At 41.2% G+C, this 23,415-nt stretch carries 23 protein-coding genes, 3 pseudogenes and 1 other annotated feature; of the genes and pseudogenes, 16 read left to right on the top strand and 10 right to left on the bottom strand.

Annotation, left to right across the window (positions count from 1 at the left end):
- Positions 1–6 precede the first annotated feature (6 nt).
- Positions 7–981, top strand: a complete 975-nt coding sequence (locus tag BA724_RS00705; RefSeq protein WP_069936775.1) for an S-layer homology domain-containing protein — start codon at positions 7–9, stop codon at positions 979–981.
- 131 nt (positions 982–1,112) lie between these two features.
- Here the strand turns inward: BA724_RS00705 and BA724_RS00700 are convergent, their stop codons facing one another.
- Positions 1,113–2,801, bottom strand: coding sequence for a 2-isopropylmalate synthase (locus tag BA724_RS00700; RefSeq protein ID WP_069936774.1), 1,689 nt, complete (start codon positions 2,799–2,801; stop codon positions 1,113–1,115).
- A 52-nt stretch (positions 2,802–2,853) separates the two neighbouring features.
- Positions 2,854–3,077, bottom strand: a binding site (T-box leader).
- A gap of 360 nt (positions 3,078–3,437) precedes the next feature.
- On the opposite strand from BA724_RS00700, the gene BA724_RS00695 reads away from it, so the two are divergent.
- The 6 genes and pseudogenes from BA724_RS00695 to BA724_RS18780 form a co-directional block, all read left to right on the top strand.
- Positions 3,438–5,069: a spore germination protein gene (locus BA724_RS00695; RefSeq protein WP_069936901.1), complete on the top strand. Its 1,632-nt coding sequence runs from the start codon at positions 3,438–3,440 to the stop codon at positions 5,067–5,069.
- A 16-nt stretch (positions 5,070–5,085) separates the two neighbouring features.
- A complete protein-coding gene (locus BA724_RS00690; RefSeq protein WP_342669980.1) occupies positions 5,086–6,288 on the top strand; it encodes a Ger(x)C family spore germination protein in 1,203 nt (400 codons plus the stop codon).
- A gap of 27 nt (positions 6,289–6,315) precedes the next feature.
- Positions 6,316–7,428, top strand: a complete 1,113-nt coding sequence (locus tag BA724_RS00685; RefSeq protein ID WP_069936772.1) for a GerAB/ArcD/ProY family transporter — start codon at positions 6,316–6,318, stop codon at positions 7,426–7,428.
- A 6-nt stretch (positions 7,429–7,434) separates the two neighbouring features.
- Positions 7,435–7,731 carry a YczF family membrane protein gene (locus BA724_RS00680; protein ID WP_141719835.1) on the top strand — a complete coding sequence of 99 codons (297 nt, stop codon included), beginning with the start codon at positions 7,435–7,437 and terminating at the stop codon, positions 7,729–7,731.
- A 438-nt stretch (positions 7,732–8,169) separates the two neighbouring features.
- Positions 8,170–8,361: a hypothetical protein gene (locus tag BA724_RS00675; protein WP_069936770.1), complete on the top strand. Its 192-nt coding sequence runs from the start codon at positions 8,170–8,172 to the stop codon at positions 8,359–8,361.
- A gap of 461 nt (positions 8,362–8,822) precedes the next feature.
- Positions 8,823–8,987, top strand: a pseudogene (locus BA724_RS18780) (metal-dependent hydrolase); the annotation flags it as partial.
- Positions 8,988–9,062: 75 nt separating this feature from the next.
- Here BA724_RS18780 and BA724_RS17725 read toward each other — a convergent pair.
- Positions 9,063–9,236 (bottom strand): YjfB family protein, encoded by a 174-nt coding sequence (locus BA724_RS17725; RefSeq protein ID WP_083255977.1) that lies wholly within the window; start codon positions 9,234–9,236, stop codon positions 9,063–9,065.
- Positions 9,237–9,583: 347 nt separating this feature from the next.
- Here BA724_RS17725 and BA724_RS00670 point away from each other — a divergent pair, with 347 nt between their 5' ends.
- From BA724_RS00670 to iadA, 3 genes are all read left to right on the top strand, one after another.
- The gene (locus BA724_RS00670; RefSeq protein ID WP_069936769.1) at positions 9,584–9,847 is read left to right on the top strand and encodes a DUF1292 domain-containing protein; all 264 of its coding nucleotides are present in this window, start codon (positions 9,584–9,586) and stop codon (positions 9,845–9,847) included.
- A 41-nt stretch (positions 9,848–9,888) separates the two neighbouring features.
- The gene (locus tag BA724_RS00665) at positions 9,889–10,365 is read left to right on the top strand and encodes a hypothetical protein (RefSeq protein WP_069936768.1); all 477 of its coding nucleotides are present in this window, start codon (positions 9,889–9,891) and stop codon (positions 10,363–10,365) included.
- Positions 10,366–10,495: 130 nt separating this feature from the next.
- On the top strand, positions 10,496–11,674 hold the full coding sequence (iadA, locus tag BA724_RS00660) for a beta-aspartyl-peptidase (RefSeq protein ID WP_069936767.1): 1,179 nt from the start codon (positions 10,496–10,498) through the stop codon (positions 11,672–11,674).
- A gap of 51 nt (positions 11,675–11,725) precedes the next feature.
- Here the strand turns inward: iadA and BA724_RS18400 are convergent, their stop codons facing one another.
- From BA724_RS18400 to BA724_RS00655, 3 genes and pseudogenes are all read right to left on the bottom strand, one after another.
- The gene (locus BA724_RS18400; RefSeq protein ID WP_169818470.1) at positions 11,726–11,899 is read right to left on the bottom strand and encodes a hypothetical protein; all 174 of its coding nucleotides are present in this window, start codon (positions 11,897–11,899) and stop codon (positions 11,726–11,728) included.
- Positions 11,900–11,984: 85 nt separating this feature from the next.
- Positions 11,985–12,092 (bottom strand): annotated as a pseudogene (locus BA724_RS18775) (isomerase); the annotation flags it as partial.
- Between the two features lie 142 nt (positions 12,093–12,234).
- Complete coding sequence (locus tag BA724_RS00655) at positions 12,235–12,819, bottom strand: RsfA family transcriptional regulator (protein WP_069936766.1); 585 nt, start codon at positions 12,817–12,819, stop codon at positions 12,235–12,237.
- 202 nt (positions 12,820–13,021) lie between these two features.
- Between BA724_RS00655 and BA724_RS00650 the strand changes: the two genes are divergently transcribed.
- A complete protein-coding gene (locus BA724_RS00650) occupies positions 13,022–13,840 on the top strand; it encodes an STAS domain-containing protein (protein ID WP_069936765.1) in 819 nt (272 codons plus the stop codon).
- A 175-nt stretch (positions 13,841–14,015) separates the two neighbouring features.
- On the opposite strand, the gene BA724_RS00645 is transcribed toward BA724_RS00650, so the two are convergent.
- Positions 14,016–14,633, bottom strand: a complete 618-nt coding sequence (locus BA724_RS00645; protein ID WP_281181979.1) for a TIGR03943 family putative permease subunit — start codon at positions 14,631–14,633, stop codon at positions 14,016–14,018.
- A 112-nt stretch (positions 14,634–14,745) separates the two neighbouring features.
- Between BA724_RS00645 and BA724_RS00640 the strand changes: the two genes are divergently transcribed.
- Positions 14,746–15,522, top strand: a complete 777-nt coding sequence (locus BA724_RS00640) for a hypothetical protein (RefSeq protein WP_069936763.1) — start codon at positions 14,746–14,748, stop codon at positions 15,520–15,522.
- An 873-nt stretch (positions 15,523–16,395) separates the two neighbouring features.
- Here the strand turns inward: BA724_RS00640 and BA724_RS00630 are convergent.
- Positions 16,396–17,169, bottom strand: coding sequence for an SDR family oxidoreductase (locus BA724_RS00630; RefSeq protein ID WP_069936761.1), 774 nt, complete (start codon positions 17,167–17,169; stop codon positions 16,396–16,398).
- An 831-nt stretch (positions 17,170–18,000) separates the two neighbouring features.
- Between BA724_RS00630 and BA724_RS00625 the strand changes: the two genes are divergently transcribed.
- Complete coding sequence (locus BA724_RS00625) at positions 18,001–19,029, top strand: YheC/YheD family endospore coat-associated protein (RefSeq protein ID WP_069936760.1); 1,029 nt, start codon at positions 18,001–18,003, stop codon at positions 19,027–19,029.
- 20 nt (positions 19,030–19,049) lie between these two features.
- Positions 19,050–19,235: pseudogene (locus BA724_RS18770) on the top strand (hypothetical protein); the annotation flags it as partial.
- A 148-nt stretch (positions 19,236–19,383) separates the two neighbouring features.
- Here BA724_RS18770 and BA724_RS00620 read toward each other — a convergent pair.
- From BA724_RS00620 to BA724_RS00610, 3 genes are all read right to left on the bottom strand, one after another.
- Entirely contained in the window at positions 19,384–19,722 is a 339-nt protein-coding gene (locus BA724_RS00620) for a hypothetical protein (RefSeq protein ID WP_069936759.1), read from the bottom strand.
- 141 nt (positions 19,723–19,863) lie between these two features.
- The gene (locus BA724_RS00615; RefSeq protein WP_069936758.1) at positions 19,864–20,085 is read right to left on the bottom strand and encodes a hypothetical protein; all 222 of its coding nucleotides are present in this window, start codon (positions 20,083–20,085) and stop codon (positions 19,864–19,866) included.
- Positions 20,086–20,683: 598 nt separating this feature from the next.
- Positions 20,684–21,313, bottom strand: a complete 630-nt coding sequence (locus BA724_RS00610) for a LysE family translocator (RefSeq protein ID WP_069936900.1) — start codon at positions 21,311–21,313, stop codon at positions 20,684–20,686.
- Between the two features lie 229 nt (positions 21,314–21,542).
- On the opposite strand from BA724_RS00610, the gene BA724_RS00605 reads away from it, so the two are divergent.
- Positions 21,543–22,196 (top strand): HAD family hydrolase, encoded by a 654-nt coding sequence (locus BA724_RS00605; RefSeq protein WP_211272204.1) that lies wholly within the window; start codon positions 21,543–21,545, stop codon positions 22,194–22,196.
- 283 nt (positions 22,197–22,479) lie between these two features.
- On the top strand, positions 22,480–23,415 hold the full coding sequence (locus BA724_RS00600) for an aldo/keto reductase (protein WP_069936756.1): 936 nt from the start codon (positions 22,480–22,482) through the stop codon (positions 23,413–23,415).

The raw sequence follows: 23,415 nt of genomic DNA, 5'->3' as shown, positions 1-23,415 counted from the left end.
GCAGAATTGAATAAATACGCATTTTTCACAGCCACAACTGCCGCAGCCGTCACAGTCGCCAGCTTTTCAGCTCCTGCCTCAGCTTACAGCCTGCCATTTAAAGATGTCGGCCCAAATTATGAGGAAGCTGTTGACTTTTTATATGAAAATGAAGTAATTAAAGGTGTTTCCGCCACTGAATTTGGTACGTATAAAACATTAACACGCGGGGATGCAGCGGTTATTTTGGCTGAAATGCTCTGGCTGGATACAGAAAGTGCGCCGGATGCCGGTTTTAAGGATGTAAACAGCCGGGTCAAAGGGTCTGTGAATGCTTTGAAAGAAGCGGGGATTATTTCCGGGATCACAAAAACAGAATTCAGACCGAACGAACCGCTTAGCCGCGGGGCGATGGCGAAAATTCTTGTATTGTCTTTTGAGTTGCAAGAATACAGTGAGCCTACAGCATTTAAAGATGCGGCCGGCGCGTTTAAGCCTTACATTGAAGCGCTGTATGGAACGGGCGTCACAAACGGTAAAACGTCCACTTTGTATGGAACAGATTTGAACATTACACGCGGCGATTTTGCGAATTTGCTGTATCGTACGTTTATGTTTGTCATCGAAAATTCCTATTATCCGGTTGCTGTTGATGCAACAGTGACATCCGCCACATCTACGCAAATTGTGCTCGAGGAAGCGGCACCGGAAGAATATACACCAAGAGACATTGCGGATATGTTTTACTTCTCTCTTGACTACGGCGATGGAACAGAAAACGATTTTGACCCTACTTCTTTTGCATTGTCCTCTGACCGTAAAACATTAACGATCCGCCATGAAGATTTAACAGGCAAAAAAGGCATCATGCTGATCGATGATTTCGAAACAATTCTTGAAGCGCCGTTTGACTTTACATCGGCAGCGACCACATCAAGCCCGAATGTAGAAGATTCTTTTGAACAGCCGACAGATGTGCCGGCAACAGAAGCAGCGCAATAATTCTAGTGAAAGCACTCCGAGTTATTGGGGTGCTTTTTTAGTTTCAGTAATCCTGCAGGACATTATCAAAACCCATAATTTCTTTTAACAAGAAAAACCCGCTTCCCGTCGCCGGGAAGCGGGTTTTTGTTTTATTTCGTCGCCGCAAAGCGTTCCTGTTCTACTTTCAGCAAATTATTCACTGCGCTGAACAACGCTTTAACGGACGAGTTCATGATATCGGGATCAATGCCGCAGCCCCAGTATACAGTGCCGTTGTCGGATGTAATGCTGACGTATGAGACGGCATTGGCTTGCGAACCAATCGACTGGGCGTGTTCTTTGTATGTTAAATCTTTGTACGAAATACCAAGCTCCGTTTGAAGCGCATTGCTGATGGCATCCAGACGGCCATTGCCGGCGCCGTGCCATTTATTCGTTTCACCGTTTACTTTTACTTGAATCGTTGTTGTCGCTGTATCTTTTCCTTCAAATGTGTAATCTAAAAGCGCAGCAGGTGTGTCGACGTTGACGAATTCCTTCATAAAAATGTCGTGGATTTCATTCGTCATTAATTCTTTCTGACTGCGATCCGAGACGTCTTTCACTTTGTAGCCAAGCGTTTCGCGCATTTTCGGCGGAAGTTCGAAGCCATATGCCTGTTCAAGCAAGTAGCCGATGCCGCCTTTTCCTGACTGGCTGTTAATCCGGATGACTTCGCCTTCGTATTCGCGGCCGATATCTTCCGGATCTACCGGCAAATACGGAACGGTCCAGTGTTTGCGCTCTTCCTGCTCACGCCATTTCATGCCTTTGGCAATCGCATCCTGATGTGAGCCGGAAAATGCCGTAAAAACAAGCTTTCCTGCATATGGCTGGCGGTCCGGAATCGTCATGCGTGTCACGCGCTCATACACTTCCTGAATCGCCGGCAGGTTATCCAAGTTCAGCTTCGGATCAACGCCGTGCGTGTACATATTTAATGCCAACGTAACAATATCGACGTTTCCTGTCCGTTCGCCATTTCCAAACAATGTACCTTCGACGCGATCTGCGCCGGCTAAGATGCCAAGCTCCGCATCCGCAACGCCTGTGCCGCGGTCATTATGCGGATGAAGCGACAAAATAACGTTTTCACGGTACTTCATGTTTTCGCTCATGAATTCGATCTGGCTTGCATACACGTGCGGCATCGACATTGACACCGTCGCCGGCAAGTTGATTATTACTTTATTGTCAGCAGTCGGCTGCCATACGTCAAGGACACTGTTACATACATCAAGTGCAAATTCAATTTCTGTACCGGTAAAGCTTTCCGGCGAGTATTGGAATTTAAAGTTGCCTTCCACTTCCGCTGCGTATTTTTGCAGCATTTTTGCACCGCTTACGGCAATGTCTTTAATTTCTTCTTTGGAACGTCTAAACACTTGCTCGCGCTGTGCCAAAGACGTGGAGTTGTACAAATGAACGACCGCATTTTTTGCGCCGCGAAGCGATTCAAATGTTTTCTCGATAATGTGCTCGCGTGACTGCGTCAACACTTGGATCGTGACATCGTCCGGAATCAAATCCTGCTCAATCAATGTGCGAAGGAATGTATACTCTGTATCGGACGCAGCAGGGAAGCCGACCTCGATTTCTTTAAAGCCGACCTCGACAAGCACCTGGAAATATTCCAACTTTTCTTGAAGGTTCATCGGGATAATAAGCGCCTGGTTGCCATCGCGTAAATCAACGCTGCACCAAGTCGGTGCCTCGGTAATGTATTCTTTCTGTGTCCATTTCAAGCTCGTTGCAGGCGGCATAAAATAATTGCGTGTATATTTCGTCACATTTTTCATCATACTCATCCTTCCATTTTTAAATAAAATAAAAAACGCCCGCCATCTCTATAAAAGAGACGACAGGCGTTAACCTTCCGTGGTACCACTCTTGTTGGCTTATGCATTCGCATAAACCCGCTTAAAGGCTGATTACGGGGCGTCCGTCAAAGCCTAATAATGTTTCAGCTTTGCCGCTCATGGGCGAGTTGGGGAAGCGATTGACTGCCTTTCACCAAAGCGGCAGCTCTCTAAAAACAATCACGATTCCTTAATGCTCCCAGTCGAAGCGTTTCATTGTTGTTTCATTTTTTCCATCGTATTACCGATTGTCGGTTTTGTCAATGTGAATTGCAGAAATTATGCAAAAATTGCTGGAGTGTACTGGATCTAAGGACCAAACGAAACTGTTGTCCCTACTGAAAAAGTAAACAAAATTAAAAGAGCATCCGCTGAACAGGCAGATGAACATTGAATCAAAACTCAAAACCATGCCTGAATTGAAAGCGATTCCCTGCTGTTAAGAAATTTGCGTGTTCTTTAAATCTTTTTCATCCACTTTACTCCATACGTTCATTTTTAAAACGGAAGATTTGTTTAAAAACCGACCTCTCCGGACATAATGATCTCAACATATAAAGAGAGGTAATGGCTGCTATGGTTCCTTTTTTTAAGCGAAAAAAACAATCAAACAAAGGCAAAAGGCAAGAAAGAGACAGCTCAGGTTCGTCAAAGAATAGCGCTGAAGAAAAGGATTTTATTGGAAGTTCTCTCGCTGCCAATGTTGATAAAATCAGACAAAAAACGGGGTACAGCTCAGATCTCGTCATCCGGTTAATAAACATTGGACCCCAATCTGAAATTAAAATAGCTGTTTTGTATGTAAAAGGCATGGTTGACAGTCAATCTATAAATGATTTTTTGATTGAGCAGATAATGAAAAACAAAGCGTTACAAGAAAAGATTATGCCAAATGAAGCTTTAGACATTATTACCGAAGAGGCAGTGGCTCTTGGCGGTGTCAAATCAGTACAAGATTGGGAGGAATTATTCACTGTCTTGATGGCAGGTAATACGATCCTTCTCATCGATGGGATCAATAAAGCACTCAGTGCCAGTACCCAGGGCGGGGCAAGACGTTCCGTTCAGGAATCAACCACAAATGTTTCAGTCCGTGGGTCAAAAGAAGCATTTACTGAATCAATCGAGACGAATACAGCGATGGTACGCCGGATCATCAACAATCCAAATTTATGGACGGAATCCATGAAGATCGGCAAAATGACTAAAACAGAAGTATCCATTATGTATATAAATGGCATTGCGAAGAATGAAATCGTCGAAGAAGTCCGCAAGCGATTAAAAAGAATTAATATTGATGGCATTCTTGAATCGGGTTATATTGAACAGCTGATTGAAGATCAGACACTGACCACATTCCCAACCGTTCATCATACCGAAAGGCCAGATTGTGTCGCGGGCAATCTTCTCGAGGGCAGGATTGCCATTTTAGTAAATGGGACTCCATTTGTGCTGCTGGTACCGGCATTATTTATTGATTTTTTTCAATCCGTTGAAGATTATTATGAACGTTTTGATATTTCGACAGCCCTTCGCTTTTTGCGTACAGTTACCTTCTTGATATCGCTTATCGCACCTGCCGTTTATATTGCAGCTACAACCTTTCACCAGGAGATGATCCCAACGCAGCTTGCCATTATTATTGCGGCACAGCGGGAATCAGTGCCTTTTCCTGCTTTTGTTGAAGCACTCATAATGGAAGTAACATTTGAAATATTACGAGAAGCAGGGATCCGGATGCCAAAAGCGATTGGCTCGACCGTATCCATTGTAGGAGCGCTTGTCATTGGGCAGGCGGCTGTACAGGCTGGCATTGTTTCACCCGCCATGGTCATTATCGTCTCGATGACAGCCATTGCCAGTTTTGCAACTCCTTCTTATGCGGTAGCGATCTCCGCCCGGTTGGTCAGGTTCGTATTTATGATCAGTGCGGCAACGTTTGGTTTTTATGGAATTATTCTGGCGTTTATCATGCTGACCGTCCATTTATGCAGTCTGCGTTCCTTCGGTGTACCGTATATGTCACCGCTCGCACCGTTTATTCCAGGTGAAGCGGGCGATACTATCTTACGAAAACCGATTTGGGCTTACAGCAAAAGACCACATTTGATCAGCGGTGAAAATAAGGTCAGCGAAGGCAAGCATCAGAAGCCAGGGCCCCCAGGACCTCGCAACATGACCAATCATTACACGGAAAAAGGTGAATAAATTGAATCGCAAAGCGATGTTTCTTTTTTTCATAATGATAAGCACAGTATTCATATCGGGGTGTTGGAGTCAGAAGGAATTAAATGAGCTGGCGATTATATCAGCCATGGCCATTGATAAAAATGAAGATGGAAAATACGTTAAGACCATTCAGTTTGTTAATCCGGGAAATGTAGCCGGGGGGCTTCAGGGGGGCGGGGGCGGTCAAGGACCGGCCGTTACTGTTTATACTGCGACAGGGGACACGATACTTGAGGCGCATATTAACGCATCCGCCAAAGTTTCACGAAGATTGTACCACGCTCATGCAAATCTGTTGGTGATCAGTGAAGAGGTGGCAAGAGAGGAAGGGATCGATGGGATTATAGACGCCTTTGAGCGCGACCCGGAAGTCCGGACAGAGTCAAAGATCGTGATTGCCCGTGATGCAAAAGCGGGGGATATTGTTAAATCTTTGACATCCATTGATAAAGTTCCATCGGAGAAAGTGAATAAAACATTGCTCGTTACGGAACGGGCAAGGGGAGAAAACATTGTTGTCAGCATTCAGGATTTTATTTCGGTCAGCGCTTCTCTCGGGAGAGAACCAGTCATCAGCGGATTTCGTATAAAAGGAGAACCCGAAAAGGGGAAAAAGATGGAGAATGTTCAGCAATCTGAGCTCGATGCTACGCTTGAAGCAAGCGGACTGGCTGTTTTTAAAGAAGAAAAGTTAATCGACTGGTATGAAGGTGATTTGGCAAAAGGGACGATGTGGATTCTTGATAAAATTCAACAAACAGACGTAAAAGTGAGCTGGAAAGGGAAGAAAAATGCCGTTGTTTATAACGTCATCCGGCAAAAAACAAATGTCTCGGCTGATACTAAAAATACGTACCCTGAAATGACGATTCATGTCCGTGCGGAAGGGGATATTCGTGAACTCACGACACCAGTAGATATAACCGATCCAGCTGTCATCTCGGATTTAGAAAAAGAAATAGAAAAAGAAATCAAGAAACAGTTAGAAAAGGCCGTTACAAGAACTCAAAAAAACAACTCGGATATTTTCGGATTCGGTGAAGTGGTTCATCGTACTGACCCGGAAAAATGGAAAAAAATGAAGCGTGATTGGGATGATGAGTATTTTCCATATGTAAATGTGAACGTAAAAGTTGACGCTTTTATACGCCGTACCGGTTTAAGAACAAATTCATTTCATTCAAATACCGAAAAATAAACATTCATGAACAGGAGTGAAGAATCAATGGAAAAAGCAAAAATCAGCGCATACCAGCTGTTTGTTCTCATTGTATTATTTGAACTTGGCAGCGCCATGTTGATTCCTCTTGCGATTGAAGCGAAACAGGATGCCTGGCTGGCCATTTTAATTGGAATGGCAGCCGGGTTTTGCTTATTTTTGGTCTATTATAGTCTTTACGCGTACTACCCTGATACACCGCCCACTGACTATGCACAAAAAATAATGGGCACTGTTTTAGGAAGAATGATCGCCTTCTTGTATGTGCTTTATTTTGTGTATCTTTCAGCTAGAGTAGTGAGGGATTTTGGAGAAATGCTTGTGATCGTTTTTTATCCCGAAACCCCCTTGTTTATTATGAATGCTCTGATGGTCCTTGTTGCTGTCTATACCGTTCGCAAAGGAATTGAAGTCTTGGCCAGAACAGGGGAATTACTATTTGTATTAGTGAGTTTACTCGCCATTAGCGGGCTTTTTCTAATTGTTGTCGCAGGTATTATTGAAATCTCTAATTTACAGCCCGTTCTCGAAGAAGGAATGAAACCGGTTATCAAAACGGCCTTTACCCAAACCCTGTATTTTCCTTTTGGAGAAATAGTCGTATTTATGATGATTTTGCCCTATTTAAATCAGCCCAAAAAAGCAAAACGGACTGGATTGCTTGCATTAGGGATAAGCGGCGTTACACTGGCTTTGATTATGGCTTTAAATACGAGTGTACTCGGAGTAGCAACTGTTGAACGTTCACTTTTTCCCCTGCTTTCTACGATACAAGCCATTGAGGTAGCAGGTTTTTTGGAACGGCTGGATGTCTCTTTTATGGTTGCTTCGGTTATTGGCGGTTTCTTTAAAATAACCTTATTTTTTTATGTGTCTGTGGCCGGGACTGCGAGTTTATTTAAGATTAAAGAACCGACCCAGCTGGCTTATCCTCTGGGAGTCGTCATCCTGCTTTTATCCATGATGATCGCGAGCAATTTTACAGAGCATCTTCAGGAAGGGGTAGATATTGTCCCTTTATATGTACATTTTCCATTTCAAGTAATGATCCCGGTCATCCTGCTGATTATTGCTTTTTTTAAAAAAGGAAAACAGAACGACCAAGCCATAAATAAATGAGACAGTTTGAACCGATTTTTAAAAGGAAAGAAGGTGAGAACAATGAAGGTCCTTGGAATTTCACTTATGATATTGCTTTTATTAATGGCCTTTTCAATGGGCTGGGATGTCTTTTTAAGTAATGTTGATTTTAACACTTCTTTAAAAAATACGACGAATCCTTTTCTTGTGATGGAATTGGCTGAACTGGCTGTCTTTTTTCTTATCCTTCTCTCCGTTTTTGTTAGTCCTGTTCGTTCCTTTTATCAAAAAAGAAAAAAAGCAAATGAAGAAAATAATCAACAGCACCCTAAAAACCAATAAAAAAGTCAATGTGGATGAATTCGTATGTGATAAATAAAAAAAGCAACGAACGAAAAAGGAGCGGTGCGCATGTATTTTGTTGATGACCATCACGCCTTCAATTATAAATTAACGCATCTGCAATGGGAATTGCCAAAAATGACCCGGAATATGCCGCAGTCTGCTATCTTTTAGCGGTGCCGTGGAAGATATCATCTAAGCAAAGAACAAAAAATTAAAAAAATAGAAAAAATGGTTTGCCGGAAACACAGGATGGGTAAATAAAAAGAGTCAACATATCGAATGGTTGACTCGGGCAGGATGGCAAAAGTGGCTGTCAAGGTATTTGGCGTAGGTGGGGCCGGTACGGGAAATAGATTTTAAGATGTTTGTCGAGTTTTCTTTCATTCTTTCAGTAGGCTGCCTTTGGAGAAACTGAACTAAGAGGAGGAAAAGAAAATGGCTTCGTTACATGAACTTCATACTGGTGCAGCAGACCTTCAGACAGTGCATATCCTTACAAAAATGGCGGCGGAAGACGACGCAGTCTACATTCTGGCCCGTGAACGTGATGTAACGAGAGAAGCAGCCGACAAATCCGATGACGAAAAATTGAGAGATCAATATATGTTGTTCAGCAGCTTGTTTTAAGCAAATATAGAAGCTGAGGTATAAGGAGTGGCCGAAATGATTCGGTCATTCTTTTTTTGTTCATCGTTTAATTGAATGGATGATTCTTAACCTTTAGACATTATATAGAACAATAAGGAAGTTTCATAAAGTATGGAATCGACCAGCAGGAGACACGCTTAAAAGCAGGAATTATGCCGGAGGAGAATGGATTTGGGGCCGATCCTGAAAATGGCCTATGGCACAGCTGTGTATATCGACTCGAACGGCGAGGAGCATGAAATACGATTCCTACTCCTCAAGGTGATTATGGAAAAGTATATAACAATTTATACAAGGCAATTCTCCACGGCGGAGAAAAGCTAGTCAGTGACCGTGAACTGTTAACGAGTATGGAGATTTTGGAGCGGGGTTTTGAAAAAGCGAGTCCTCATGTCATTGAATGGAAAAAAGAGCAGCCGGTCGGTGAAAAATAAAACCGTTTGCTCGAATCTTTGCACAAGCGGTGGCCATGTCTTTTGTCTGACGTACAAACGGGACCTGGAAAAACATTCATTCATCCGGACTCAAGAGAAGTGACGGTAGGAGAAAATATTGGAATGTACGCCTGGCACGGCCGCCATCACCTGGCGCACATTACCTCACTTGTCTCCAACAAGTACTCGATACCGATTGACATAAAAACAATGGCGAATAAACATACGTGTGCTTCACTTTTCTTGTTACCCTTTTACGTCAATTGATTTTCCAAGCGTCGGATGGGGAGCCTGCAGCATTTGTACCATTTGATTGGCGTTTTGCTGGGCCATGTCCATCGTTTTTTTTGTCAGCGCAATGCTGACACTCTGGCTGAGGGAAGCATTGCTCATTCCCATTGATAAAGCAGCAATATCCAAAGAAGTCACCTCCCTCCTTTATTATCGGGATGAATACAAGAAACTAAAGGGTAAATCTGGAAAAAACTTTTTTCACTCTCGAGAAAAAAGGATTGAGCATGGGATGGATTGGCATTATGGCTATTATCGTGAGTGCCTGTTTAATTGAAGTAAACGTGAAAAAATTTGTTGCACAAAACAAGTGGATTATTCAGCTGCTTAAAAATGATTGAACAGCATCAAGAAGATTTTAAAGTTTCCAGGTATGTGTAAAAGAGGAAAGTCAGACGAATACTAAATAATTGAGCAAAAATTGGGCAAAGTATGTACAGACATGATTTTAGAAGAGTATGAGAGGAGCAGGTAATATGGAAAAAATTGAAGTGGGCGACATTTTTACATTGATCGATGAAAATGATCAGGAGCAGGAAATTGAAGTGCTGGGCACGTTAAGCGTTGATGGAACAGAATATGCTGCTGTTGCTTTTACCGAAGAAATTGAGGAAGAATCAGACGTAGAGGTGGATGTTTTCTTTTTAAAAAGTGAAAATGTTGAGCAATTATCAATCATTGAGGATGAGGAAGAATTCGAAAAGGTATCCGCAGCGTTTCAGGAGGCGGAAGAACAGTAAGGATATGTGTGAAGCCTCTATTTTGTCTAGAGGCTTCTTTTTTGAACGTGGAAATAATGAAGGGAATGCGGTTCATGCGTGATTTAGTGAAAAATAGAAAAAGCCAAGTACGGTACTGTGAAAAATTAAGCAATGGTCAATCCGTGCATGTATATTTTTGGCGGGAAAAAGAGTTTGTCTCAGACCGGGTGGTGTATGTATGGAATGCGGCTGCGATTATCACGGACTCCCGCAAAAAAGCGAATAACTGGAAGAACCACAACCGGCGCGGTGCGAAGCAGGAGGCAACGGGAAAAGCGGGACTTGAAGGGCTGAAAAAAGCACTCCATATCATTCTTCAGTTCCGTTATCGCTTAAAGCCGAATGAGTACTTATTTGTTGTGTTTGATGACGAAAAAAGAAAAAATGCGTACCGGTGGCTGGAGAGGTACGGGTTTATGGAGTTTCATAAAAATGGGAAACTCATAGCGTACGGCTCATTTAACCCATCAATCGGACAGTGGGCACAAAAAGAATAAAGAGTTTGCCAAAAAGCGAAACCGTCTATTAGTGCAGACGGTTTTTTTCTTTTTATTTGAATAGGTATAAAGAGAGGAGAAGAATACTCGTGATGCCATAAAAAAATCACCTTCAAAAGGAGGAGCCGGATTGCTTACGTTAATGAAAAATGGTGAAGTGTATGCACCCGAATACAGAGGAAAAAAGGATCTTTTGCTTGCGGGTGGAAAGATCATGGAGATAAAAGAGGATATTGACCTTTCAGGCACTTCGTTATCCGTCCATGAGATCGACGCGGAAGGAAAGCTCATTGTGCCGGGGTTTATTGATTCTCACGTTCATTTAATCGGCGGCGGCGGCGAAGGCGGTTTTAAAACCCGGACACCGGAAATTTCGTTAACGGACGCAACGCTTTCGGGGATTACAACGCTTGTTGGTGTACTAGGCACAGATGGGACAACGAGACGAATGGAAAGCCTTCTGGCAAAAGCACATGCGCTTGAAGAAGAAGGAGTAACGTGCTTTGTTCACACGGGCTCCTACCAAATACCAGTAAAAACATTAACCGGGTCCATCGAAAGCGATCTGATCTTTATCGATAAAATTATCGGGGTTGGAGAAATTGCCATTTCTGATCATCGTTCTTCCCAGCCGACTTTTAATGAGCTGGCAAAAATAGCGGCAGCTGCCCGAAACGGCGGAATGTTATCAGGGAAAGCCGGAGTGCTGGAAATTCATGTCGGTGACAGTGCAGACAAACTCCGGTTGCTGGAAGAATTAGCGGCCAAAACGGATATTCCGATTCATCACTTTCACCCAACACATATGAATCGAAACAGGGAATTGTTTAATGCTGGTATTCAGTACGCATTAAATGGGGGATATGTGGACTTCACAACGAGCAGCGCTGGCCAGTCTCGGAAGAAGGAGAAAGAAAAAGTAAAGTGCAGCAAGGCGCTTCGCCTCATGCTTGAAAAAAAAGTTTCCATTTCGGCCATTACCTTTTCTTCAGATGGGCAGGGGAGCTTGCCGCTCTTTCATTCAGACGGAGAGTATGCGGGTCTGCAGGTTGGAAAAGTGGAATCCTTATATGCAGAAGTAAAGGATGCCGTCCAAATTGAGGACATTCCATTGGAAACCGCACTGCGGGTTATTACCTCCAACCCTGCGAAAATATTAAAATTGCATGCGAAAGGCACAATTGAGAAAGAAAAAGATGCAGATCTCGTCTTACTCGAAAAAGAAAATCTGATGATCCACAGTGTATTAGCGAAAGGACGCGTCATGGTTGAAAATAAAATACCAATCGTCAAAGGAATATTTGAATAAAAAAACCAACCGATCTTTTTTACGCTAACTAAAAGAGATCGGTTGGTTCCTTCAATTATTGGCTGCAAACTCATCTTCGAAATAAAAAGTTGCTGAGTGCTCTTTTACTGTATAAGAGTATGCCTTCATATTCTTCACGTACTGCCATTTATTTATCGTGACTAATTCATTCGTTTCTTTTATCCTGACTACTTCTCCAGTATGGTACTTATTTTTTTCTGCCATTTTTACACCTCTACCGTTAAGTATATCATATATTGCACTGTCTTCACGAACTGAGATGAAATTCGAAGTATTTTACATAAACAGTGGTTCCCGTTACGGCATCTTCTATCGTGCCGGAATAGGAAGAAGAGAAATGACGGGCATACATATGTGCCTGTGCATCATATGCTTCCAGGCAAAAAGGATGAACCGATGTTATCTTCAATTAAATAAAGCAAACAAGCAACTGTTTTGAGGAATTGGTCTGTAGAACGTTAAGTAAGAGTTTGTTACAGTGTGTTGTAAATTCTTCTTTCATTTTTTAAATCAAAAAAAACGGAATCGCCGTATTGCCGTTATTCCGCTACTTTCTCTAGGTTTCCGTTTTTATCCATTTTAAATTTAGTAGAAGCAGGCGCATCTTCTGAAAAAACGACTAATTTTCGGGCACGCTCCATAATCTGTATGAGAGATTCATAATCCTCCTGCATAGACTTGTAGCCTTCTTTTAACTGATGAAGTTCTTTTTTGACGGCTTCCAGTTCACGTTGCAGCCGGTTGTTTTCTTCCTGCAAGGACACTGCATTTTCCGCCGGTGCAATGGTTGTTAAGTAGTGAATAACATCTGACATCGTGATCCCATTTTTTGATGCTTCAGAAAGGCGGGAAGGAGATGTATGTTCCATTTTTCTTTCTGGCTGCCCTCTCTCTATGCGGATTCGCTGCTTTCTTTCTTTTTTTGCCGTCTCCATTTCTGAAATATAATGCTGGCGGACAACCGCATTCCATCGAAATCCGCAAGCGGCGGCAGTGCGGTTAACGATCTCCGCTACTTCCTCAAACGCTTTTAATTGGGTGCTTCCTTCTCTGACATGTTTTAGTACAATAGTGGCGAGAAGGAGATCATCGTCTTTTGACCAGGCATCTTGACGAATGTTCAAAATATGTCACTCCTATCAGTTTTTTAATAGATATAGTAAAATTTGAAATATTGATGATAGGTATAAAGAGTCTTTCCGCTTTGATGTTAGTCTATTCACATCTATATAAATTTATTCTTTAAAAAACAAGTAAGAGATTAATTGAAGAAATATTTTATAGGTTATAATAATTTCATTAGCAGGAAGAACAGGAGGCATATCGATGAATTTGTTTTTGCGTTTTTCTACATACATTGGTGAAAATGTGGAGTCTTTAGCGCTTGAAGTAGTTGAAGGTGTCTTGCACAGATTGAAATTAGATATTCCTCAATGGGAAAAAAAACAAGCTATTGACATGTATGTATCACTTTTACGTTTTTTTGGCGAGTCGCTTGTGAATGAAGACAAGGAATTAGTTCCTGATTTTTTTATTGATTGGAGTAAAAAAAATGCGGCTATGCAAATATCTTCAAATGGAAAAATATCAGAAATTGCCGTTCGTTATCCTCCGACAAGAGATGTTTTGCTGGAAATCGTAACGGAAATCAGTATAGAGCTCGGGTTGTCTATAAAGGAAAATGCATTCATTATAAAACGGCTAAACACATTGCTCGATATTAGCTTAAATGAAACCATCTTCGCTTTCGAGCGGCTTTTCGAGGAATCCAGAGAAGTAACACAAAAGGAGCTGGCGGCATTATCAGCGCCTATTATACCTGTTAAAGACGGGGTTGTAATCCTTCCTTTAATTGGAGATATTGATACATATAGGGTAAATTATATTATTGAGCATGTTATTCCAAAAATAGGGGCAATGGATATTCATTATTTGATTGCCGACTTTTCAGGTATTTATACGATTAATGTAGACATTGCCGAATATCTCGATCAAATCGGAAGCATGCTTCAATTAATGGGTATTTGTGTCCTAACGACGGGCTTGCGGCCTGAGCTGGCACAAATAGTAGTGAATAGCCGTATTAATATCTCTTCCATTAATACGTTTGCTAACGTCAAAAAAGCGTTAGAAAGTGTGAAGTAACTTTGGATATGATGCAAGGGGACTCTTTATTAGAGAAGAAGCCGGCTCAAGTCATCTATTGAGCCGGCTATTTTTAAAGGATTTTGATATAAACCGGATACACATAAGGTTTATTTGGCTCAGCAATGATTTTCCACGATGTGACATTCAGCAGGGGCATTTCAGCTCCGTCGTATTAAGTAAGTTCGATTGTTCCTTCTATTTCCAGCCACGTATCTTGTTCCACAGCGGAAGCCTCGTCAAATTCTGTTAAAAATCTATTGCTCGCTGCATCTGCAATACAATGGGTGATTAAAAACCGGGTTAAGGCGAGCTGATTGGATTGAAACCCTTCTTCTTTGTAAATAAATCCAGTCATTTTTATGGTGCGGCCGACGTATTTTTGAGGATCGGTGCTGATTCGTCCGTAATAAGGCTCGAACACATCATCTTCCATTTGGATCACAGAATCCTTTTCCAGCCGATTCATGTTCTCGTCATATTCACTTTTCACTATTTCTTTTCGGTCGACAGCCGCTTCTTCCTGGGCTTGCGGTTGGGCTGGTTTTAATGTTAAAACGGTTCCTTTTTTAGCGGCAATCAAAGCACCCAGCGTTTGGGGCGGTAATAAAAAACCGGTTAGCAGCGGGAATACCAAAATAGAATACGAGATGATTCTTTTACCGGGTGAACCGGCATAATTGTGATCGTGCCGGCACCCATCATGACAAACGTGATCCCTCTTATTCTTTCGTCCCCACATTCGAAAAAGCTGAATGAAAAACAGACAAAAAAAGACGTAAGCCGCTGACAAGCTGAGCAAGTATGAGGGGATTCATAAAATTCAGCCAGAAGCCGATAAAAGGATTGTATAGTTAAGGAAATTTTATTATCCTAAAGACGTGAAGAAAGTGGGGTGCTTAATAATGGCGGATATTTTAGATAAGGTTAATACCTACCAGCTACTAAATAAAATCGATGAAAACATCTTTATCACGAATGCAGACCAACAGATTATTTGGGTCAATGAAAAGGCAAAAGAGTTGCTATTGAAGGTTGGCCCTTATGTTAAGATGCCGAATCCGGATGACTTCATCGGGATGAATGTTTCCCGTTTCCATGGAGAAAAACAGATGAAAATCTTAAAAGAAGGTCCGTTTCCACATGTTGCCAGCATCACGTTATTTAAAAGGTTTGCGGCAAGTATTTTGGTTGATGAGATAAAAGAGGAAACAGGAAGACGATGCGGATTCATCCTTACGTGGAAAGATGTTACAGAATATGAAGACATCATTAAAGAAGGAAAGGAATTATTGCAAGAGATTGATGCACCTATCCTCAGTACGATTATTGATTCCGTTAATCTTGTGCCCGTCACCGGAAGGTTAACAGCAGAAAGGCTGGAATCCATGCAAATAAAAATTTTGTCCTATTGTTCAGAACACCACACAACGACGATGATTATCGACTTTACATCGTTTCAATACTCTCTAGAGCCTTTTGAAGTGGTTGGGCTGCGCAATCTGGTGAATGCATTAGGGTTAATGGGGGTCCAGGTTTTCTTTGTTGGAATTGGGGCGAAGATGGCGCAGTCTATCGTTCAAAAACAAATAAGCTTTGATGTCCCCACCTTTCAATCCTTTAAACAGGGGCTGCAGCATATTATGAAGCAGAAGGGGTATAAGTTGGTGAAAGAAAAATAGGTACTTTGGCAGCGTTTACACATTTTCCAATCAGGAAAGATCACTGCAGGCGTGGGAGTGTCAAGGAGTCTGCTGCGTTCATACAAAAACATCCTTTCATGTTTGGATGAACTTATTGTATAGTGTTTCTATATACAAAAATGAAAAAACCAGCGTTTTTAAATAAGGCTCTGTTAAAGTTTGCTGTTGGTATTTAATGTTTTTTAAATATTGAGTAACAGTTGATTAATACTTCTTATTAAATTCTTTTAACTTAACAAATAATCACCAACAAGGAAGACTGCTGTGATAACTGAAAAAAATAATGAAAAAAGAGATAATGTTATTCTCGCTCTTTTTGAAATTTCTTGAAATCTTACATTATAAGCATCACGGAAAAAATAAGCGCAGTAAGCCCTAAAACTCCAATGATAATAGATTTTGTAAGTTCTTCACCGCTTAGTTCACTAAAAGACCGATTCGTATTTTGGTTTAGATTAATAATCACACAAAGTCCAAAAACAAATTGAATAATAAACGCGTATAAAAAAAACATTAGTTTATCCATACTTTTATAACTTCTTTATTTAACTGTTCTTCAACAAATCTGCCCCTTTAGTTAAACAAGAAAATCTATATTAGCCTTGAATGAGCCTTTTTTTAAGTAAGCCTTTTACTCAACAGTATCAGTCAACTGCTGTCTAAGCCAAGATTAGTGCAGCTGACCCGTATGGACGAACTGTTGGGTAATAACCATCTTTTTTTTAGGCTGTGGTAAACGATGATGTTGATACTTCATCAAAAAAAAGGACCATTTTTGGTTCTTTGTTTGGTCTTTCTTGAACTAACCGCACCCATTAGCCATTCATGAAGCAAAAGCACTTTCTGTTTAATTTATCTTCTAAAACCACCCTCGGAATGAATGATTTGGCCAGTAATCCAATCAGCTTCATTACTCACCAGAAACTTAATCGTTTTTGCAACATCTCTTGGTTCACCTATCCTGCCGAAAGGAAACAACGGTTTTAGGTCACTCTTTATCGTTTCTGTCATCCATCCTGTATCAGTTGGTCCTGGATTTACTGCATTGACTGTTATCCCCAAGGGGGCAAGTTCCGCCGATAATGTAATCGTTAGGGCATCGACTGCCCCTTTTGTAGTTGCATACGCTAATTCACCAGGCATTGGTCCTTGAAATTGACCTGAAGTAAGATTGACAATTCTTCCTCCAGATTTCTTGTCAAATTTTCGAGCAAATTGAATACTTAAAAGTGTTGTTGCACGAACATTAATCATATAATGCTTGTCTAATTCTTCTGCATCTAGGTTAGAATAGTCGGTATTAGTTGAGAATGCTGCATTATTAATTAGGATATCTGGATAACCAAGTTGCTCAATTACTTCATTTAACAGTTGTTGAGGTGCATCAGGATTAGATAAGTCTAGTTCCATGCAGGAAGCCTTGACACCTTTTCGTATTAATTCTTCTTTTAATTTCATTGGCTCGTCTAATTCAATACTCCAAGGCATTTCTTTATCATAATCAGTCCAATAAGTAAAAAATATATGATACCCTGTTTTGGCTAACTCTCTACAAATAGCTGCCCCGATACCTTTAACACGACTTGCTCCAGTAATAATAGCAATTTTTTCTTTTAAATGATTCATTAAAATACCCCTTTATATGAAGGACACATTGATAAGGTCAACAGAAGATATAATTATTCTTAAATAAAAAGGCATAAACACAAACAGCATCCAACCTTTATCAAAAGGGGTTGATTCGGAATCATAGAGTCCTTGTAAGATTGTAGATAGTCAAATACCCCCTCTTAAATAAAGAGAGAGATCCTACTATACCCAATTACAAATCATTACAAGTTCTTCTGCATCTCAAATCTTATCCCCTTTCTAGCCATCTCCTACGCTTAACCCTAACAAATAAAGGTAAATTTCACAATAACTTTAGATTTCACTTCTTGGTTTTTCTTATTAAATTAACCTCTTTCCATTGGTTTAACAAGAAAATTAACAATATTTTTGAGCCTTTCTTTTAAGTCAGTTATTGAAAAGCCTTTTGTGTAACAGTTTCGGTCAACTGCTTATACTGCATTCTGCGAAAAATCAACACCAGCGTTTAACAGAGCCTTTTAAAAAAATACTGACGACTAAAGCAACGATCAGAACACAAAGGGAATGGCTTCAATTAAAATGCTTAAAAAAATGGTATTCAGCTGCAAAAGAGGGAGACAGGAACGATAAAATGTTTTGCATCTGAGAAAGATCTTTAAAAACGAGAAAATAGAAAATAGTTAATATAAAAGCGAACGACGTGATATTCAATCAGTCGAGTACGAGAATACCTATGATGTTTAAAAAAGAATTAGTACGATTAGAAAGTAAAGGAAGAAAGAAATCAAAGAAGAAAAAATTGGTATCCTTAAAAGCAATCGTTAATAAACTGAAAGGAGGGTTTGAAAAAGGTGGGGTGGCTTTATTATGACGTTAATTGGCATGTTTCATTTCAGAGAGAATCCTGAAAGAGTAACAAAAGCATATGCATATGCAGCGGCGGCTAAAGCGGAAGGGGTCCCCTTTTTTTACTTTACACATAAAGATGTGATGGTGGAAGAGGAAAGAATCATTGGAAAAGTATATGAAAACGGGGAATGGGTGGAAAAAATTTTCCCCTTTCCGGATGTGATTTATAATGCGGGTGCCCCGCCGGATGACGAAGCGGAAGAAATGTATGATTTTTTGTCTGGGATCATTCCGTTTACCAGCCATTCCGTCGGAAACAAACTAAGAGTATACAATCGGATTAAAGAGGGCAGGGAATTTGGGAAATACCTTATTCCTACATTTGAGTTAACTGATAGCGATATCCTTTTTGACATGATCAGCCAATATGGGAAAGTCCTTTTAAAGCCGAAATCGGGACATCAAGGCAAAGGAATTATCACTGTTGAAAAGAAAAGCATCAGATGGTATCAGCTGATGGAGGCAGGGAACAGCACCACTTACAAAAAAAAGAAATTGCTTAAGTGGTTTTCTGACCACATTCAGCCAAATGAGTACATTGCACAGCCTTTTCTTTCGTGCCGGCTCAATACCGGCCATGTATATGATTTGCGCCTGCATGTTCAAAAGAACGGGCTGGGAGAATGGGTGATCACATCTATGTATCCACGGATAGGCCCGATCGGGAGCGTTACATCCAATATGGGCAGCGGTGGATACACGGGGTACTTGGATGATATTTTAAAAAAGGAATTTCCAGATTCCTGGCGTGAGATGAAGGCGGAGGTTGAGCGGTTTGCCATTGACTTCGCTACTTATTTCGAATCTTTATACAATGATGTTTTATTTGATGAACTGGGCGTTGATATAGGCATTGATGAGAATCAAAAATTGTGGTTATTTGAAGTCAATTGGAGGCCCGGGGAGCCGGTAATTTTTAATTGTGAATTGGATGTAGCCCGAAATACAATTCTTTACGCAAAATATTTGGCTGAACGAGAAAAGTGAGCATTCACCCGGTACCCTTTAAGGTAAAGTGTTTTCTCCTGAACGGCAACAATTCGGGCAACAGTGAGCTCGTATCATGGATTGAAGAAAACGGCATCGAAATTTCATCTGACGAATACAGCGATTCTGCAGCTGATTCGAGCCGGCAAGGCATGGACGGAAGCCCTTGGGGTGGAAATAGGCGGATACTTTATAAAGTGGAGTGATGATTGACAGCCGGTGTTTTCAAACATGTACTAATCTACGAAACACATAGACCCATTCTTCTATTAAAACGGTATTAGATAAATTTTACTAAAAGGAAAATATTTCATAAAAATAAAAAATGAGCTGATTTTCTTCACGGGAATCAGCTCATTTTATTTGAATATTTCCTTTGTTGAAAAGGAGAAGAGCATTAAAGCGTTCGTACATTATATATAAAGGACCGCAGAAAGCAAGGAAAATAAAAAAGGTTGGAACCTGTCCAATCACGGGCAGAAAGCGGCCTAGATAACCTTGAATGACAGCTGTCAGGTAAATAAATAAAGGGATAAGACCGATCATGAACATGAGCAGCCACGTTCTCACTTTTGTTTCTTTCAGTTTTGTGCGGCAATTCGGGCATTTCATATGAAACGGGCCGGCGAAATCTTCAATATCTTCCATCGTAATCAGCTCATGACATTGAGGGCAGGGCGTAGATGTTTTCATGACAGCTCTCCTGAAATTATTTTAGATAGAATTCAATTATGACATAATATTACGTATATTACAATATAGTTACAAAAAATAGTGAATGAAATAAAAAAGCGGCGTGCCTGTTTGCGTACGCCGTTTTTGGTCTATGAGAGATTATTTTGCTTTTTTCAGCATAAGCACGTCTGCTCGTGTTTCAAGCAGTTCATCGGACAGGATGGTCACTTTAGCATCGACTTTATCCAGCTTTTGTTCCAGTTTATCCATACGGCTTGTCAGCCGCGATTCTGTTTCTGTTAGTTGTTCAGACAGCCCCGTCACTTGTTTAGACAAATCCATAATCGCCTGTAAGATTGCTTTTTGATCGACTTCGCTCACGTTATTTCCTCATTTCTGCTGAGTGTTTCACAAGGCCGGTTTCTTCATCAACCTATCCATTTTACCATGTTTCGATCTATTTTAATAGAATTGAGAAGATAGATTTTGGGACAATGATTTGAATAAACTAACCGCTGGCACCAATAAAAAGCGGAACGCCCCTGCTTGAATACTCGCTGCTCTTCAAATAGACAGACATTCTCTATAAGACTGACCTATGTCTGCAAAAATAAGGTGTTAGTTGGAAGAGCTGATTCCAGAACAAATCGGTGATCATCCCTGCAGCTAGACGAAAGGCACGAGCCTAAACAGCCACTGTTTTCTAAAGTAAGCCTCTTTGTTCAACTTATATAATTTCTTTACTTTTGTCTGTAGATCAAATCCAAATGTTAACGCGACTACTCGAAAAGAAGTGAAAGAATCAGGAAAACATTTAAGACAATCGACATAATGAAAAGCAGCTTATGCGTTTTTTTCATTATGCTGCTTAGCCACGATGATTTTTTCTCCAGCGAAACTCGCTGCCAATCCGATCAGCGGCGGGAAGAATGAGCCGGATTCTAGTGTAAAGCCACCTGCATGATTCACAGATTCGTAATTAGTATGCTTTTTCTAAAGCGAGTTTGATCCCAAAAGCGATGAGAATCGTGCCCGTTATGCCTTCCATAATTGTCTGGGGTTTTGGCTTGTTCATAAACGCGCGAATGTGATCGAGCAAATAAATATAAAATAAAAACCAGACAGCAGTCAAAAGAATGTACGTGATACCCATTGCCAAAAACGGCATAAATGTAGCAGCACCGGCATCAACGAACTGCGGCAGGAATGTTAAGAAAAAAACCGCCACTTTCGGATTAAGCAGGTTTGTTAAAAATCCCTGCTTAAAAAAAGAAGTTCCTTTTGCCGCATGAACCTCCTCAGTATCAGCCCAATGGTCTTTGTGCTTGCTGCGAAGCGCCCATAATGTTTTCACACCGAGATACATTAAATACACAGCGCCTGCATATTTGAAAATAGAAAAAACAAAAGCGGATTTTACGATAATCGCGGACAAACCAACCACTGCTGCCAATGTATGAATAAGCAGCGCGCAGCATGTCCCGATGACGGTTTTCAAACCGCCTGTCCGCCCGGATATCAGCGTATTTTTCGTAGCGATCGCCGTATCCGGACCCGGCAAAATAATCAACAATACACACATGACCAAAAATAAATAAAAGTTTTCCATTTCTTCACGTCCTTTCAAATTAATGTACCATATCATTTCAAACGTGCAAGACTCTTTTTGGGAAACTTTGTATTGTATAATGAGAAAAGAAAGCAGGTGAAGGGATGCCGACGATTCAGCACGAAATCCAGATTGACGCGCCCATCCATGTTTGTTTCGATCTAGCGCGAAACGTGGAGGCACATGTCCGATCCACCGCGCATGGTTAAGGGAAAGGAGAAAGGCTTTGATAAAAGCGATTATTTTTGACTTTGATGGGCTAATTATTGACACGGAGACGGTTTGGTATGAGGCTTATAAAGAAACGATGGGTTTTTATCAGGCTGAATTGCCGCTTGAACGGTTTGTTCACTGCATCGGAACAGATGATACGCAGCTTCATGCATTTTTCAGAGAACAGCTGGGGGAGAGCTGTAACATTGACGAAATAGAAGCCCTGGCAAAATCCTTACACAAAGGAAAGATGAAAACTCCTCAGGCACGTGAAGGGGTGAGAGAGTATTTAGAAGAAGCCAGAAAGCTGGGATATAAAATTGCCCTTGCGTCCAGTTCCACAAGGGAGTGGGTCACCCATTATTTACATGAACTTGAACTGCTGCACTATTTTGACGTGATGATCACGCAGGAGGATGTTCAGAAAGTAAAGCCGGCCCCCGACCTGTATTTAAAAGCAATCGAGGCCTTACGTATCCATTCTTCAGAAGCAGTCGCTTTCGAAGATTCCTTAAATGGATGTCAAGCAGCCGTAACGGCCGGATTAAAGTGCGTGATTGTGCCCAATCCGGTAACGGAATCTCTGCCCTTTGAAAAACATTCACTGCGCCTTGCGTCCATGGCGGAAAAAAGATTAATGGATGTTATAGAGCTGATTAAGCCATCCTAAATAACGCGTCATTACACCAGCAGCCAGGAGTCGGGAACACGTAGCCCGCACATGATAACGCTCAAGCAGCTGAAGTACGAAATCGGCCCAAAAGCAACCAATTTGCTTTTGACCCTTATGAAAAACGGTTCGCTCTTTTGTCATGAAGGGTGAACTCATTATTCGTGAATTGTGCGGGTTTCATGAAAAAAGAACGAATGTTTAAAATAATAGAAGGTGTTTAACGTCGTTCTATTCTGGTAATAGGGAATGGATGGAAAAAATAAAAAGGAGACGATACATAATGACGAAACATGTGCAAATCGGCAAAACAGATCTTCATGTAAATCCAATTGGCTTTGGAGCGAACGCGGTAGGAGGACATAATTTATATCCGAATTTAGATGAAGAAGCGGGCCGTGAAATGGTCCGGACGGCGCTTGATCACGGCGTGAATTTTCTTGATACGGCATTTATTTACGGTCCAAAGCGCTCAGAAGAATTAATTGGCGAAGTGTTGAAGGAACGCGGAAACCGTTCAGAAACGGTCATTGCAACGAAAGCGGCTCATGTTTTAACAGATGGAGGCGAGAAATTCGACAATTCACCGGCCTTTTTGAAAAACGCAGTAGATGAGGCGCTTGGCCGTCTTCAAACCGACTACATCGACTTATTTTACATTCATTTTCCGGATGAACAGACACCGAAAGATGAAGCAGTGGGCGCATTAAAAGAGCTGAAAGATGCCGGCAAAATCCGCCATATCGGCGTCTCAAACTTTTCGCTTGAGCAGCTAAAAGAAGCCAACAAGGATGGATATGTGGATGTGTTCCAGGGCGAATACAATCTGCTTGCACGTGATGCTGAAAAAGAGTTATTTCCTTATTTAGTGGAACAAAATATTTCCTTTGTCCCATATTTCCCGCTTGCATCCGGGTTGCTGACAGGCAAGTACGATAAAGATGCCACGTTTGATGACTTGCGCAACGGTTTGCCGTATTTCCAAAAAGATGTATTTGCGTCAAACTTGGAAAAAATCGATCAAATCCGTCCGATTGCAGAAGCAAAAGGAGCTGAGCTTGCACATGTGGTCCTTGCCTGGTATTTAACACGCGACGCAATCGATGTCATCATTCCGGGAGCGAAACGGTCCGATCAAGTGCTGAATAACTTGAAAACGCTCGATGTCAAGCTCTCAGAAGACGAAATCAATCAAATTGACCGGATTTTTCAGCCGTAA

The sequence above is a fragment of the Domibacillus iocasae genome (genome assembly GCF_001750285.1).
Lineage (GTDB): Bacteria > Bacillota > Bacilli > Bacillales > Domibacillaceae > Domibacillus > Domibacillus iocasae.
The sequence above is the reverse complement of the archived record's forward strand: the minus strand, read 5'-3'. Positions and strand labels throughout refer to the sequence as shown.